Origin of the sequence: Myxococcus sp. AM011 (assembly GCF_013372595.1) — a bacterium.
GTDB lineage: Bacteria > Myxococcota > Myxococcia > Myxococcales > Myxococcaceae > Myxococcus > Myxococcus eversor.
Genome location: NZ_JABXEM010000102.1, coordinates 20,013 through 34,722, shown reverse-complemented (window position 1 = coordinate 34,722; position 14,710 = coordinate 20,013). Strand labels below are relative to the sequence as shown.

Annotated in this window: 11 protein-coding genes; 9 read left to right on the top strand and 2 right to left on the bottom strand. The window is 68.5% G+C overall.

All coding sequences use genetic code 11. The annotated features are described in order from the left end of the window. The 4 genes from hrpA to HUW62_RS21905 form a co-directional block, all read left to right on the top strand. On the top strand, nt 1–3,669 hold a 3,669-nt coding region (hrpA, locus tag HUW62_RS21920), incomplete at its 5' end, for an ATP-dependent RNA helicase HrpA (RefSeq protein ID WP_255203561.1). 55 nt (nt 3,670–3,724) lie between these two features. After that, the gene (locus HUW62_RS21915; protein WP_176435517.1) at nt 3,725–4,567 is read left to right on the top strand and encodes a class I SAM-dependent methyltransferase; all 843 of its coding nucleotides are present in this window, start codon (nt 3,725–3,727) and stop codon (nt 4,565–4,567) included. A gap of 66 nt (nt 4,568–4,633) precedes the next feature. Next, nucleotides 4,634–5,428, top strand: a complete 795-nt coding sequence (locus HUW62_RS21910) for a tetratricopeptide repeat protein (RefSeq protein ID WP_176435516.1) — start codon at nt 4,634–4,636, stop codon at nt 5,426–5,428. Between the two features lie 193 nt (nt 5,429–5,621). Then, nucleotides 5,622–5,969 (top strand): hypothetical protein, encoded by a 348-nt coding sequence (locus tag HUW62_RS21905; RefSeq protein ID WP_176435515.1) that lies wholly within the window; start codon nt 5,622–5,624, stop codon nt 5,967–5,969. A gap of 138 nt (nt 5,970–6,107) precedes the next feature. Here the strand turns inward: HUW62_RS21905 and HUW62_RS21900 are convergent, their stop codons facing one another. Both HUW62_RS21900 and HUW62_RS21895 read right to left on the bottom strand, forming a co-directional pair. Then, nucleotides 6,108–7,364 carry a glycosyltransferase family 4 protein gene (locus HUW62_RS21900; RefSeq protein ID WP_176435514.1) on the bottom strand — a complete coding sequence of 419 codons (1,257 nt, stop codon included), beginning with the start codon at nt 7,362–7,364 and terminating at the stop codon, nt 6,108–6,110. A 288-nt stretch (nt 7,365–7,652) separates the two neighbouring features. After that, nucleotides 7,653–8,414, bottom strand: a complete 762-nt coding sequence (locus HUW62_RS21895; protein WP_176435513.1) for a hypothetical protein — start codon at nt 8,412–8,414, stop codon at nt 7,653–7,655. 187 nt (nt 8,415–8,601) lie between these two features. Here HUW62_RS21895 and HUW62_RS21890 point away from each other — a divergent pair, with 187 nt between their 5' ends. The 5 genes from HUW62_RS21890 to HUW62_RS21870 all read left to right on the top strand — a co-directional run bounded on the left by HUW62_RS21890 (nt 8,602) and on the right by HUW62_RS21870 (nt 14,703). Further along, nucleotides 8,602–10,053 carry a hypothetical protein gene (locus HUW62_RS21890; protein ID WP_176435512.1) on the top strand — a complete coding sequence of 484 codons (1,452 nt, stop codon included), beginning with the start codon at nt 8,602–8,604 and terminating at the stop codon, nt 10,051–10,053. A 220-nt stretch (nt 10,054–10,273) separates the two neighbouring features. After that, entirely contained in the window at nt 10,274–10,810 is a 537-nt protein-coding gene (locus HUW62_RS21885) for a DUF4833 domain-containing protein (protein ID WP_176435511.1), read from the top strand. 119 nt (nt 10,811–10,929) lie between these two features. Further along, complete coding sequence (locus HUW62_RS21880; RefSeq protein ID WP_176435510.1) at nt 10,930–12,174, top strand: endonuclease; 1,245 nt, start codon at nt 10,930–10,932, stop codon at nt 12,172–12,174. Between the two features lie 325 nt (nt 12,175–12,499). Next, complete coding sequence (locus tag HUW62_RS21875; protein ID WP_176435509.1) at nt 12,500–13,120, top strand: hypothetical protein; 621 nt, start codon at nt 12,500–12,502, stop codon at nt 13,118–13,120. A gap of 209 nt (nt 13,121–13,329) precedes the next feature. Continuing rightward, nucleotides 13,330–14,703: a serine/threonine-protein kinase gene (locus tag HUW62_RS21870; RefSeq protein ID WP_176435508.1), complete on the top strand. Its 1,374-nt coding sequence runs from the start codon at nt 13,330–13,332 to the stop codon at nt 14,701–14,703. Nucleotides 14,704–14,710: the final 7 nt, after the last annotated feature.

The window sequence follows — 14,710 nt, the reverse complement described above, 5'->3', positions numbered from 1 at the left end:
ACCCTGCACTTCCCCCCCGAGCTCCCCATCTCGAGCCGGGTGGAGGACATCACCAAGGCCATCTCCGCCCATCAGGTGGTCATCGTCGCGGGGGCCACCGGCTCTGGGAAGACGACGCAACTGCCGAAAGTCCTGCTCGCCATGGGGCGCGGCCGCCCGCGCCAGATTGGCGTCACCCAACCCCGGCGTATCGCCGCGACGAGCGTGGCGGCGCGCGTGGCCCGCGAGCTCGGCACGGAGCTGGGCACGGACGTCGGCTACCAGATTCGCTTCGAGGACCGCTCGTCCCGGCAGACAGCCGTGAAGTTCATGACCGACGGAGTCCTGCTCGCGCAGATTCACAGCGACCCCCTCCTGCGCCGCTACGACACCATCGTTCTCGACGAGGCCCACGAGCGCAGCCTCACCATCGACTTCCTGCTGGGGTGGCTCAAGCGCCTCCTCCCCAAGCGCCCCGACCTCAAGGTGGTGGTGAGCTCGGCCACCATCGAGACCGAGCGCTTCTCCCAGTTCTTCGGGGGCGCTCCGGTCATCCAGGTGGAGGGCCGCACCTTTCCGGTGGACGTGCTCTACGAGCCGCCCCCCGAGGACGACGAGCTCACCGACTCCGTCGCCGATGCGGTGGCGAACGTACTCACGCTCGACCCGGACGGGGACGTCCTCGTGTTCCTCCCCGGCGAGCGGGAAATCCGAGAGACAGAAAACGCCCTGAACGCGCGCTCGCTCCGCGGCACGGTGGTGCAGCCCCTGTATTCGCGCCTGTCGGCCGCCGAGCAGTCGCGCGTCTTCGCCACCATCCCCCAGCGCCGGGTCATCCTCGCCACCAACGTCGCGGAGACATCGGTCACCATCCCGGGAATCGTCTACGTCGTGGACACGGGGGTGGCGCGCCTGTCGCGCTATGACCCACGCTCGGGCACCACGCGCCTTCACATCGAGCCGGTCTCCCAGGCCAGCGCCGACCAGCGCAAGGGGCGCTGCGGACGCGTGCGCGAGGGAATCTGCGTGCGCCTCTACGACGAGGTGAGCTTCACCACCCGGCCCGCCTTCACCGACCCGGAAATCAAGCGCACGGGGCTCGCGGGGGTCATCCTGCGGATGAAGTCCCTCGGCCTCGGTGACGTCGAGGACTTCCCCTTCCTCGATCCGCCCCAGCCGAGGGCCATCGCCGAGGGCTGGCGGGTGCTCGAGGAGCTCGGGGCCATCGAGGGCAAGGAGCGCACCTTGACGCCGCTCGGGCACCAGCTCGCGCGCTTCCCGGTGGACCCTCGCATCGCGCGGATGATTCTCGCCGGCGCCGAATACGGATGCCTGGAAGAGGTGCTCATCGTCGCCGCGGCGCTCAACCTGCAGGACCCGCGCGAGCGGCCACGGGAGCTCGCGCAGAAGGCGGACGAGCTGCACCGGCGCTTCCGTGACGAGCACTCGGACTTCACCGGGCTCCTCAAGCTGTGGGCGTTCGTGAGCGAGGCCGAGGGCCGGGGGACGTCCCATCTGCGGCGCGTGTGCCGGGACAACTTCCTGTCCTTCCTCCGGGTGCGCGAGTGGCGGGATGTCCAGCGCCAGCTCGAGGAGACCGTCCGCGAGCTGCGCCTGCCACGCAAGGGCCGGGGCGCCCCGGCGCGCGGGGACCTCCTGCATCAGGCGCTCCTCACCGGGCTTCTGTCCCGCATCGGCCAGTGGAATCCGGAGCAGCGCGTCTATACGGGTGCGAAGCAGACGCGCTTCATGGTTCACCCCTCGTCGGCGCTCGCGAAGAAGCCCCCGGCCTGGGTGATGGCGTTCGAGCTCGTGGAGACGTCCCAGTTGTTCGCGCGCACCGTGGCGAAGCTCGACCCGGAGTGGCTCGCGGCGGCAGCCCCCCACCTGCTCAAGCGCAGCTACTCCGACCCGCACTGGTCGGAGAAGTCCGCACGCGCCGTGGTGAAGGAGAACGCGACCCTCTTCGGGCTTCAAGTCTTCAAGGAGCGCCCCGTACCCCTGGCCAGCATGGACCCCGCCCAGGCACGGCTGATGTTCCTGGAGCATGCCCTGGTGCGCGGCGAGTACCGCACCCGGGGGACATTCCAGGAGAAGAACCGCCAGGTGCTGGAGCGCGTGGCGCGCCTGCGGGACAAGGCACGGCGCAGCGAGCTGCTCGACAACGAGGCGCTGCTGACGTTCTTCGACGAGCGCCTCCCAGCGGACGTGATGGACGGAGCGAGCTTCGAGGCCTGGCGCCGCAAGGCCGAGGCAGCCGACCCCGACGTGCTCGTCCTCTCGATGGAGGATGCCCTCTCGCACGACCCGGGCCTGTCCCCGGCGCACTACCCGGACGCCATCACCCTGAACGGCGCTTCCGTGCCGGTGACGTACACCTTCGACCCCTCGGCCGAGGACGACGGCATCACCCTGAGCGTGCCGCTGCTGCTGCTCGCCCAGTTGGTCCCGGGTGAGCTCGACTGGACCATCCCCGGGTGGCAGCGGGAGAAACTCACCGCGCTGCTCGAGCAGATCCCCCGTGCCCAACGCAAGTCGTTGGGGCCGCTGCCCGCCCTGGTCGACCGTCTCGTGAAGGAACTCGTGCCCTTCCGCGGGCCGATGATTCCAGCACTCTCGCGCGCGGTGTCCCGGCTGTGCGGCGTGGACGTGCCCGAGGAGTCCCTCCGAGCGGATGCCGTGGTGCCCTACCTGCGCATCACGCTCCGGGTGCTCGACGAGCGGGGAAAGGAGCTCGCGCGGAGCCGCGACGCCGATGCGCTGCTCGAGCAGTACGGGGGACGTGCACGGGCGGCGCTGCGCAGCGCCGCGCCGACTTCGGACTGGGAGCGCAAGGGGCTGACGGCCTGGACCTTCGGTGAGCTGCCCGCCGTGGTCACCCGGCGGGTCGGCGGGCTCGAGGTCAGCAGCTATCCCGCGCTCGTCGACCGGGGCGCCGCCGTGGACCTGGTGCTGCTCGAGACAGCCTCCGCCGCCGACGCGGCCACGCGCACGGGGGTCCGCCGGCTCCTGATGCTCGCCGCGCGCGGACACGTGGCCGTCAGCGGCTCGCGCATGCCGCCGCCCTTCCCGTCCCTGGACGGCGCGCCGCCCGCGCGGGGCCAGGCCGACGCCTTCCGGGCGCTCGTCCTCGCACGCGGCGTCGATGATGCGTTCAAGCTCGCACCGGGTGCGCCGCTGCCCCGCGCGAAGGCGGCCTTCGAGGCGCTGGTCCATGCGGGCTCACCGCGCATCGAGCCGACGGCCCGGGACTGGGCGAACGCCGTCGTCGTCACCTCCTCGGAGCTCGCCGCGACGCTCGCCGCACTCAAAGCCGCCTCGAAGGGGCCGAGCGGCGCGGCGGCCGTGCGGGACATCCGCGCGCAGCTCGGGCACCTGTTCCCCGCGAACCTCATCGAGTGGATTCCCTTCGTGCGCCTGATGAACTACCCGCGCTACCTCCGCGCGGCCCAGGCACGGCTGTCGCGTGCGGTGAACAACCCCGCCAAGGACGAAGGGAAGGCGGCGCCCTTCACCCCCCTGTGGGAAACCTTCCTCGCGAGGCGCGCCACCCTGCGAGACCAGGAGGCGGCACAGGAGTTGAGATGGGCCTTCGAGGAGCTCCGCGTGGCCATCTTCTCTCCAGAGGTGACGACGCCCGTGTCGGTGACGGTGGCGAAGGTCAGCGCGGCCCTCGCGGCGCTGCGCTAGATGCGAGAGGCTCTAGGGCCGGTCGCGCCATTCTCAACCCTGCCCGAACAATCCCATGACAGCCCCCAGCCCCCCGCGGCAGTCCCCCTGGTCCGAGCGCGTCGCCATCGTCCGCCGGTACCATGAGATGGAGTCCCGCCTCATCGCGTCCGTCAGCGAGCGGATGCTCGACCTGGCGTGCCTCCAACCCGGGATGCGGGTGCTCGACCTGGCTTCGGGCATGGGCGAGCCCTCCCTCCGGGCCGCGTTGCGGGTGGGGCCCACGGGCTTCGTGCTGGGCACGGACCTGGTCGACGGCATGCTGGAGGCCGCGCGGGAGCAGGCCCGAGCCCAAGGCCTTTCCAACATCGAGTTTCGAGCCGTGGACGCGGAGGCGCTCGACCTGCCGGAGCAGTCCTTCGATGCGGCGACCGTGCGCTGGGCGCTGATGTACATGGCCCGGCCCGAGCGCGCGCTCGCGCGGGTATGGCACGCGCTGCGCCCCTCCGGACGCCTGGTGTGCGCATGTTGGGCGGGCCTGGAGCAGGTGGAGTACGTGTCCCTGCCACGCAAGAGCATTGAGCCCTTCCGCCAGCCTCCCCCCATCGATTCAGAGGCCCCTGGCGTGTTCCGCTTCTCCGACCCTGAGCGCTTGCGCACGGTCCTGGCACACAGCGGGTTCACGCTGGAGCACGTCGAGGCGATGCACATCCCCGTGATGGAAGCCGCGGACGGCGCGGAGGTCGCGCGCTGGATTCGAGAATTCGGAGGGCCCGTCGCGAAGCTCGTGGCGGAGCTGACGCCCGAGGAGCAGCGCAGCTGGGAAGAGGGCGTGGCCCGTGAATGCGAGCACCGTCGACGGGACGGGAAGGTCCAGCTCGGCGGTGTGACCTGGCTCGCCGTCGCGAGGAGGACCTAGCCCCAGCAGGGCAACGCCAGAGGCGAAATCCGGGACACACGGGGTGTGCTAGAAACCACGGATGTGATGGCTACCTTTCTGACCTCGTCCCCCCGTGTTCCGCTGCTCCTGGTCCTCTGTCTGGGAATCACCGGGCCCGTGTTGGCCAAGGCGCCCGATGCCAACGCCCAGGGCTTCGCGGCGTACAACAAGGGGGACTACGCGAAAGCCCATGCCCTCTTCGAGAAGGCGCTGAAGCAGGACCCCTCCAATGCCTACGCCCGCCTCAACCGGGCGCGGACGACCACGCTGCTCAACCAGGGAAAAGAGGACGCAGACGACTTCGACTACTGCGCCTTCGAGAGCAATTGGATGTACCTGGCGCTGGCAGACCTGTCGGTGGCCGTGGAGAAGGATGCCCAGGCCCTCCTTCCGAAGATTGACGAAGACTCGAAGGGGTTGAAGGCACTCAAGGCGAGTGACGAGTACAAGAAATGGCGCAAGGCCATCTCCGTCTTCGTGAATGAGAAGGGCGTCAAGGAGAAGGTGCTTGGCGCCACATCGGACTGGTGGTTCCTGCAACCCGGGCAGATTCCCGAGAGCATCACCCTCGCGGCGGACAAGCGCGTCATGGCAACCCAGCAGGACACGTACGCGTACCCGACGGGCGAGTGGCGCCCTCTGAGGAGTGGCGTGGAAATCACGCCGGAGAAGAAGCCGGCGCGGGCCTGGAAACTGCTGGCGGGGAAGTACTACTTCGACCAGGGCAAGCGCTTCTTCTTCGAGGTACGGCTCGAGCCAGACGGAGAAACGACTCCAGCGGATTCCGGCTGGACGACGGGCCCGCTGAGCATTGGGCCACTGAGCGGCGACTGTCTTTAGCGCTCAAAGGTCCGCGACCGACCTTTCGCCAAGTCAGTCGAAGCCGCCGTCACCAGCATGCCCCACAGGGTGGCGCCCCCCTCGTCGGCAGGCCGCATACACGTCCAGCTCACCTGGGTTTGCCGGACCCCTGCGGGACTGGTAGACGCTCCGCACTCCCGCCGCTTTGGCGGGCTTGTCACGGAGACCCTAGATGAACAGCCTTGGACGCCTCGCTGTGGTGTGCGGTCTGTTTGCGCTGGTCGGTTGTGGGCCGGAAGCCCCTGTCACGGAGACCTCGGGAGAGGCCACCAAGGAGCAGGCCGCCAGCCCCATCCCGTCCCACATCTGCCCGGATGTGATGTATCCGCTGTGCGAGAACGGCGAGCTCTATCCCATCTATTCGGGCAAGTGCCTCGTCGGCTTCCAGTGCCTTCCCGACGTCACCGCCAACGCCATCTGTCCCAACCCCGTCTATCCGGGCCCTGGGTTCTGTGAGGACGGCATCATCACCCCGGTGTACGTGGGCGGCTGCATCGTTCGCTATACCTGCACGCGGTAGTCCCCCGCGCGCCCGCCCAACGCTCATGCGTGGGCGGGCCGCATTCACACGGGGGCAACGCCTCTCACCTCGCCGCGACTGACAGGCGATGCCGGGCAGCCTCCAGTACGCGCCGGCCTTCTCGAGTCGCGGACGTCTTCAGGCCGCCGCTTGATCAGAGCGGGGGGCCGTCCCCTGCGACGCGGACTGAGGCAGGGGCGCGCGCGAGACCTGGATGGCCTCCAGCAATCGGCGACTTGTCTCGCGATAGTCGAACGAGCGCACGGCGCGTTCGCGTGCGGCACTGGCCATCCGCTCGCGCAGCGCGGCGTCCCGCCCGAGCTGGAGGAAGGCATTCGCCAATCCCTCCTCATCCCCCTGGGCCACCAGCAATCCCTCCGTCCCGTCGGAAATCATGTCCGGCGTGCCCCCGATGATGGAGCAGACAGGAGGGACGCCACAGGCCATCGCCTCCATGACAGCGACGGGAGAGGCCTCGCCGAGGCCGATGCTGGAGAGCACGAAGCCATCCGCGCGGTGCAGCAGGTCAATCACCGCTGCCTCTCCGAGCGGCCCCACCATGTCCACATGCGACTGCAATCCGAAGCGGGCGATGGACTGGCGGATCTCCTGCTCGTGAGGCCCCCTTCCCCCCAACGTGAGGTGGGCCTTCAGGCCCCGGTCCAATGCCTTGCGCAGTCCCGCGAAGGTATGGACATGACCCTTGCAGAGATGCAGCCGTCCAATGGAAGCGAGGTGGAGACCCCGAGGAGACTCCGCGCGCTGGGCCGGAGGGGTGAAGCGGTCGGTGTCCACGCCCATCCAAAGGGTATAGGTCCGCTCCGGTGGCAGACCCACGTCCTTGATGAGCTCACGCTGCATGGGGCGCGCGGCGGCTGCCACGAACGTGGCGTCCCAGGCCTTGGCGGCATGGTCTGTTCCATACACAGGAAGATCACCGTGGAGGTGGAAGCTGTAGCGAGGACCGCCCAGAATCCTGCAGAGCGCGAGCACATGCGCGGCGTCCGCGGCGGAATGACCATGGATATGGTCCAGCTTCCGCTCGCGTGCGTGATGGAGGAAGTCGACCGCGCAGGCCAGCATCCCCAGGGCTCGCGCCTTCTGCTTCACGCTCACCGAGAGCTTGGAGACATACGCGAGCGCCTGGGCCATGCCCGGGAAGTCCCTCGGCGAGAGCAGTGCGGACGAGAGTCGAGGCGGGAAGAGGTATGTCGTCTCCGAGGCCGCGCGCTCCGCCCATTCGTGAGGGCAGCCCTCCACGGGGCGCCTCGTGGAGAAGATGTGCACCTCGACCCCAGCGGCACGCAAGGCGGTGATCTCCCGCCAGAAGAAGGCGTGCGTTTGCGTGGGGAACTCTGGGATGAGCATGCCCAGACGAAAGGCGGCGACTGTCATGGCAGGGGTTCTATCCAAAAGCGTCTTGGACTTGGAACCACCCAGGCGTTGCGCGCTGGTAGAGGTGAAGAAGTGAGCAGAGCAAGCCGCCAGTAGAGTGCCTTTTCCGCGCCCGTAATAGTTCGCGGACCATTCACACACGAAGGAAAGGGCATTCAGTGCACGGGAGTCCACTCCAGGCGCACTGCAAAACTATGCATCGGCCGCGACCAGCGACGACCTCAACGACTGCGCCTCCTATTGAGGCGCATGGCCGTCCACCCGCTCGTTCCGTGAGCGGGAGCTTCTCTATGGCTCGGCGCGGGCCCGCGACACGAAGGCGCGCAGGTCCGCCTCCAGGGCCGTGGCCTCCACGAGGCTGGCCGGAACGAGCATGCCCTTGGGGGCCTCCTGCTGCTTCACCAGCCGTCGCGGTGGTCCCCAGGAGCGGCCGTCATCGCGCGTGGCATAGGAGAACCACAGCGTGCGAGGCTTCTCGTCGGTGCGCTCCAGCCCCGCCGAGCCGACGAGCATTCCGCGCCCCCTCGCGCTGATATCGAGGTCGTGGACCTCCAGATACTCACCGTTCCACGTGGGCTGGTTCAAATCCCTGGGAAAGCCCAGCGTCGCGCACGTCGCGGTGGCGAAGTCGTCGTCGGAGCGGACGACGGTGAACGATTGTCCCGGGTCGCCAATCTGTCGCTGGGTGATGACGATGACCTTGCGGCTCGATGGTGTCACGTAGAGGCCAACCTCTTCCTCTTCATGACGGGGAATCACCGCGCGCCAGCCCTTCGGCCCCTTGATGAAGAGCACCATCCCGCTCGCGGCTTCAGCGGCTTCCCGAGGCTCGCGCAGGTAGCTCAGCTTGCCGACGAGCAGGTCACCGCGTGTCGCGACGCCCTTGAGCCCCAGTTGTGCCGCGTCGTTGACGAGCTGCTCGGTGAGTGGGGCCGCCCCTGCACAGGCGACCTCGTCCTCCGGCGCGGGTTTCGTGTCACGCGCCAGGCCCGTGGTCGCCAGGAGGACGGCCGTCGATGCGACCGCGATGAAGGGACTCCGCTTCCTCATGTGTTCCACCTCGCCGGGCATCAGAGTGGATTCAGCGCGAGGTGTCGAGGTGCTGGAGCCCTTGAGCGCCCCGCCAGACGATGCGCCCCGTGTCCACTCCCGAATAGGCGCTCGTCTCGAAGCCGGATTGGCGAACGGGGCCGAACATCCCACCCTCTGTCGGTTCTGGGCCGGAGAGGAAACAGACATGCAAGCAAGGCATTGGTACTTCCTGCTGGGATTGGGACTCGCGGGTCAGGCAGCCGCCATGGCACCCCGCACGGACGAGGGAATCCGCGAGGCGCCGCTCCATGCCTGTCCTGGAAAAGCGTCCCGACTGAAGGTCGTCATCCCGCCAGGGTCCGGGGCATCCAGCAATGGCCCCTTCCCCGAGTCGTTCGTCGACATGCTCGGCACGCTCTACTTCGCCACCAACCTGTCCGACGGCGGCGCGACCCTGTGGCGAAGCAACGGCACCGAGGCAGGCACCGTCCCCGTCAAAACCTTCCCAGCCGCGCCCGTCGGCGTCCCCGCGCTCCGAACCCTGTTCCCCGTGGGCAACCAGCTCTTCTTCCAGTTCGATGAGCCAGGGACGGGCGAGGAGCTGTGGGTCAGCGACGGAACCGAGGCGGGAACCCACCTCGTCAAGGATCTCACTCCGGGCCCCGACGGCACCCATCTCGCGGCCGTCGCGGCGCAGCGCGGACAGCTCACCTTCCTGCGCCAGTGGGGCTTTGCCCCCGGCAATCCCCAGGTGGAGCTGTGGCGCACGGATGGCACGGACGCGGGCACGGTGCGGTTCGCGAACCTCGGCACCACATCGATGCTCGGCAATGTGACGCTGCGGGTGGGCGACAACCTGCTCTTCTTCCTCGCCTCACCGGAGCAAGGCACCGCGCTCTGGCGCACCGATGGAACGGCGAGCGGAACCCAGCTCGTCAAGAAGCTCGATGCCCAGGTCGTCTACTTCTTCAGCAACACGGGACAGGCGGGAGCCGTGGGGCTGTTCCTGTTCAACGACGGCGCGAACACGGAGGTGTGGAAGACGGACGGCACGGCCTCGGGCACCGTCCGGCTGGAGACCTTCGGCAAGACTGTCTTCCTGCTCGGGGCGCTGAACGACACCGTCTACGTGGCCTCCGTGGACAGCGAGACGATGCTGATGCGCATCCAGAGTCTCTCCCTGGCGGGCGGTGGCAAGGCCTCCGTCAAGACGCTCCCCAATCCCTATGCAGGCCAGGAAGCCGCATACCCCTATCTTCAGCAGATGGCCGTCTCGGGAGACCGGCTCTACTTCTCCGTGGCCATCGCCACCCTCGGCCCCGCGCCTCGCGAGGTGACCCTCTGGGTCTCGGATGGAACCGCGGAGGGAACCCGCGCCCTCTCCAACGCGCTCAGCCTGGGCGACGAGTACTCCTCGCCCTTGTTTCCGACGGGCGCCGGTGACGCGCTGTTCGTCGCCACGACCAGCGGCGCGGACCTGGAGCCCTGGTTCACGCGAGGCAGCGTCGCGACGACCGGGCCCCTCGTGGACATCAGGCCCGGCCCGGCATCGTCCCGCGCGGATGGCTTCGCGCGCGTGGGCGACCGCATCTACTTCCACGCCGTGGACGACACGGGCTCCCATCAGCCGTGGTTCATCCCCTGCCCACGAATGTGAAGCCTCTCGGGTCCGCGCCGAACGGGCAGCCCCCCTCCGAGCCTGGGCCGGACTGTCAGGCGTTGAAGCCTCTCCAACACCAATTTGCGGACCTGCCCCGACTTCCATGCTAGGCAGCGCCCGCCGAAGGACCTCGGACGAGTGACAGCTTGGGAGACCTGGGGTGTTCAACCTCCCAGCATCCCAGACCCAGGCACTCCGCCGAGACAGGGGGACCCGCATGTTTCCGAAGACCTGGTTCAAGAGAGGCGCCGCCACCGTGTTGCTGGCGTCCTCCGTCGCCGTCGCCGCCGAGCCCGTCGCGACCCAGGCGCCGTCCGCCTTCTTCCTCTCCCGGAGCGAGAACCGGAATCAGGTCCACTACGCCGTGAGCCTGGATGAGAGCTGCCGCCCCGTCGGCGTGCGCCCCGTGCACGTGTACTGGCGGATGCTGGAGCGCGGCGAGGCGGAGGTCGAGGAGCTCCTGGGCATCGAGCAACCGGCGTATGGCCTCGAGGACGCCCAGCAGGTGGAAGCCACCGCCGAGGGCTGGCGGGTACACCTCCGGCTGAAGTCCTTCCCCGGGCGGCCCGTCGACATCACCACCGCCCAGGTGCGAGGCCGGTGCGTGGTGCAGGCGTGGACGAAGTTCGGCGCCAACCTGGCCCAGCTCGAGCACATCTTCGTGAAGACGTCCTGGCCCTTCTCCGTGGACTTCGTGCGACTGGATGGCGTGGGTCCGGAGGGACAGCCCCTCTCCGAGCTGATCCGCCGGTAGGGGCTCCCCCACCCCGGGACACCGGTGCGACACCGCTGGAATTTCCCGCAATTCCGGCTGCGTCAAAAAATCCACACGGTAGTAACAACCTCCGAGGCGACGGGGCCGATAATACCCGCATGACCAGTGTCGTCGGCCCCCGCCGCTCGCCCCTCTCTGCTCGCCCGACTGAAACTGAAACCGCGCGTGAAACATCTTCACCCCGGGCACCAGCCCAGGCGCGCACCGGTTTCGAGCCTGCACGACAGGGGCTCACTCCTTCCCTGCTGACGAAGCTCGGCGCCGTCTTCGTTCCCGTGGCGCCCACCGTCGCGGACGCCGCGGCCACGAACCTGAAGGCGGCGGCTGGCGCGGTGGCGACGCCGCTGACGCCCAGCACCAGCCCCAACGCGGCCATCAAGGACAGCGCCACCGTCACCAGCACCCTGGACGTCGCCGAGGACGCCAAGGTGGAGTCGCTCAAGCTGGACCTGGACATCGCGCACACCTACCGGGGCGACCTGACGGTGACGCTGACGTCCCCGTCGGGCAAGACCGCGGTGGTGTCCAACCGCGCGGGCGGCTCGGCGGACGACCTCAAGGGCTCTTTCGACTTGAAGGAGTTCGCGGGCGAGTCCACCAAGGGCACCTGGAAGCTGGAGGTGCGGGACAGCGCCAAGGGCGACGTCGGCACGCTGAAGCAGTGGGGCATGAACATCGTCCCCGAGACGAAGGCGCCCGAGCCGGACCCCGAGCCGTCGGATGACCCGTTCGATGGCCTGCGCGACGACGCGCTGCTGAAGGCCGTGAGGGACGCGTCCTCCGGCAAGAAGGTGGTCAGCTACAACGAGGCGCGCAACATCATCTTCTCCAGCCTGGACGTGAACGCGGCCGGCAACGTGGAGTGCGTCTACACGGGCGTGGAGACCAAGGGCGGGAAGATTCCCAACAACGCCGTGATGAACGTGGAGCACACTTGGCCGCAGTCGAAGGGCGCCACGGGCGCGGCCAAGAGCGATTTGCACCACCTGTTCCCCACCGACAGCAAGGCCAACTCGCGGCGCAGCAGCTTCCCGTTCGGCGAAGTGGTGAACGTGAAGTGGAGCCACAACGGCGCCAAGCTGGGCACGGACGCGAAGGGCAACACCGTGTTCGAGCCGCCCGATTCCCACAAGGGCAACGTGGCGCGCGCGATGTTCTACTTCTCGTCCACGTACAACAAGCCCATCCCCGCCGACGAGGAAGCCGCCCTCAAGGCGTGGAACAAGCTGGACGGCGTCGACGCCGCTGAAATCGAGCGCAACCGCCGCGTCGCCAACATCCAGGGCAACACCAACGCGTTCATCGACAACGCGGACCTCGCGGACCGCGTGAAGGACTTCTAGTCCGTCGCCAGACCGCCGGGGCAGCAAGAAGGGGTTGGATGGCGCGGGCCATCCAACCCCTTTCACATTGCGGGCCCGGACTTCGCGGCGGTCAGTCAGGACTCCCCACCACGACATCACCGCCACGAATCCGGGCGCGGGGAGAATGACAGCCGTGTCGCGCTGAAAGGCCCGCCCCCGCGCACCGTCCAGGGCGGCGGGATGAGGCATGGCTGTTGCTTGGAGACAATCGCCACTCAGCCACAGGAGCGACTGTCTGATCCGCCCAGCCCTCATCGCACTGCTCCTCCTCGCGCCCGCGGTCCATGCCGAGGTGGATGCCCCCATGCCCGACGTGGTGCGGTCCGAGGACGTCCCGAAGACGTCCATCTGGCTGTCGCCTGTGTTGCATGCCTTGGTGTTCTTGTCGTCCGGCCTGATTTCGGAGGAACTCCACGTCGCGGTGCCCATCGGCGTGGGCCGCAACCTGTCGGATTCGACCATGGCGGTGCTCGAGGTCACCCCCATGCTGACGCGCACCACCTGTCGTCGCGAGTCCATGCGCTGCGCGTCGCTGCGCCAGCTCAAGGTCTCCCTCGGCGTGGCGTGGAAGCCGTGGCCCAAGGCGCGTGGACAAGGCTTCTTCATCCAACCCCGGCTGACCGGCATGTGGAGCGTCGACACCCAACGCTTCCGTCCGTCGGGCAGGGCCGCCGCGTTGACCTATGAAGAGGAGCACGGCTTCCAGGCCACGCTCGGGCTGGACGTGGGCTACAGGGTGGTGACGCGCCGCTCCGGCTTCTTCTTCGAGCCCGTCTTCGGACTCGGCATGGGTTACGGGGTGAACCAGCGACGCCAGCCGCTCGACGTGCGCTACACGTACGGCTCCTCCTTCGCGGACAAACGCTCGGATGGCGCCGTCACCGACCTGAACCTGGACCTGCTTCGCCTGGGCATCACCTTTTGAATCCAGTGTCGCGGTACACGGGCCACGCAAGCCTCTCTCACGCTGAGAACCATCCACTCACCTGCCGAGACATCCCCAGGCGGAGTCGAGGGTGACTCCGCCTCGCTCCGTCGGAGTCATCTGGGCTTTCCCAGTATCAACGACTGGGACATACGTCATCGGGCGGATACCCCTCGCCATGTGGGCGCCTTCGATATACCCGTGATGACATGAGCCGCTCGTCAGCTTCGGTCGGGACATTGCTGGGCCAGAAGTATCAACTGCGTCAGCGGATTGGCGTGGGGGCAATGGGCATCGTCTACGAGGCGGCCGGTGTCGACGAGGATGGCGCGGTGGCCATCAAGGTGCTTCAGCAGCACCTGGTCGACGATGAGGCGGTCATCGCGCGGTTCCGACGCGAGGCGCACGCCATCGCGGGCCTGCAGCATCCGCACCTCGTGGAGGTGAAGGACTTCCAGTGCAATCCGGACGAGCCTCCGTTCATGGTGATGGAGCTGCTCCACGGCCAGACGCTCAGGCTCCTGCTGAAGCAGCAAGGTCCCCTGCCGCTCGAGCGCGCGGTGGCCATCGCCATCCAGACGCTGTCCGCGCTGGAGACCGCGCATCGCGCGGGCGTCATCCACCGCGACATCAAGCCGGACAACCTCTTCATCGTGTCGGGCGAGGCCGGTGACCAGGTGAAGGTGCTGGACTTCGGAGTGGCGCGCCTGCTCCACGAGGACGATGCCTCGGCGGTGGGCGCGGAGGCGGGTGCGTGGGTGGGCACGCCCTCCTTCATGGCGCCCGAGCAGGTCCGCTGCCAGCCGGTCGATGCGCGCGCGGACCTCTACTCGCTGGGGGCGTGCCTGTTTCAGATGGTGACGGGGCGGCAGCCCATCGACGTCGCCGACACGGTGGCCCTCTTCTCCGCCATCGTGGAGAAGGTGCCGCCGCTGGCCTCCACGCTTCGGCCCGAGGTGCCCGAGGAGTTCTCGCGAGTGCTCGCGCGCGCCCTGCACAAGAGTCCCGCGGAGCGCTTCGCGGACGCCGGGGAGATGGCGAGCGCGCTGAGGCCATGGGCGGCCCAGGCTCACACGGAGACAGCGCTGGACGACGAGGTCACCCAGCCGCTCGCACAGCGGGCCGAGCCGTCGCCGGCGCGAAAAACCCTGCTGGCCACACGGGCTGCTTCTTCGCCCGCGCCCCAGTTCGATGCCGAGCCCGCGACCCGATTCGACGCCGCGCCCGCGACCCAGCTCGATGCCGAGCCCGTGACCCGATTCGACGCCGCGCTCGCGCCCCAGCTCGATGCCGAGCCCGCGACGCAGTTCGACGCCGCGCTCGCGCCCCAGCTCGATGCCGAGCCCGCGACTCAGTTCGACGCCGCGCTCGCGCCCCAGCTCGACGCCGAGTCCGCGACTCAGTTCGACGCCGCCCTCTTGCCGTACCTCGCGCCCGTGGCCATCAGCGCGCCGCCGAAGCCCGCGCCGCCTCCGTCGCCCGCGCCCCACCACCGTCGTCACTCCGCCCTGAAGGAGAGGCTCCTCCTCGTCGGAGCGACCCTGCTCGGTGTCGCCGTGGGCGCGGCGCTCGGGATGGCGTGAGACCTCT

Bases quoted from the DNA above. Each gene is read 5' to 3' on its own strand.
- HUW62_RS21910 (WP_176435516.1), top strand. From the start codon at position 4,634: ATGGCTACCTTTCTGACCTCGTCCCCCCGTGTTCCGCTGCTCCTGGTC.
- HUW62_RS21885 (WP_176435511.1), top strand. From the start codon at position 10,274: ATGTTTCCGAAGACCTGGTTCAAGAGAGGCGCCGCCACCGTGTTGCTG.
- HUW62_RS21900 (WP_176435514.1), bottom strand. From the start codon at position 7,364: ATGACAGTCGCCGCCTTTCGTCTGGGCATGCTCATCCCAGAGTTCCCC.
- HUW62_RS21880 (WP_176435510.1), top strand. From the start codon at position 10,930: ATGACCAGTGTCGTCGGCCCCCGCCGCTCGCCCCTCTCTGCTCGCCCG.
- HUW62_RS21915 (WP_176435517.1), top strand. From the start codon at position 3,725: ATGACAGCCCCCAGCCCCCCGCGGCAGTCCCCCTGGTCCGAGCGCGTC.
- HUW62_RS21905 (WP_176435515.1), top strand. From the start codon at position 5,622: ATGAACAGCCTTGGACGCCTCGCTGTGGTGTGCGGTCTGTTTGCGCTG.
- HUW62_RS21895 (WP_176435513.1), bottom strand. From the start codon at position 8,414: ATGAGGAAGCGGAGTCCCTTCATCGCGGTCGCATCGACGGCCGTCCTC.
- HUW62_RS21875 (WP_176435509.1), top strand. From the start codon at position 12,500: ATGCCCGACGTGGTGCGGTCCGAGGACGTCCCGAAGACGTCCATCTGG.
- HUW62_RS21890 (WP_176435512.1), top strand. From the start codon at position 8,602: ATGCAAGCAAGGCATTGGTACTTCCTGCTGGGATTGGGACTCGCGGGT.
- HUW62_RS21870 (WP_176435508.1), top strand. From the start codon at position 13,330: ATGAGCCGCTCGTCAGCTTCGGTCGGGACATTGCTGGGCCAGAAGTAT.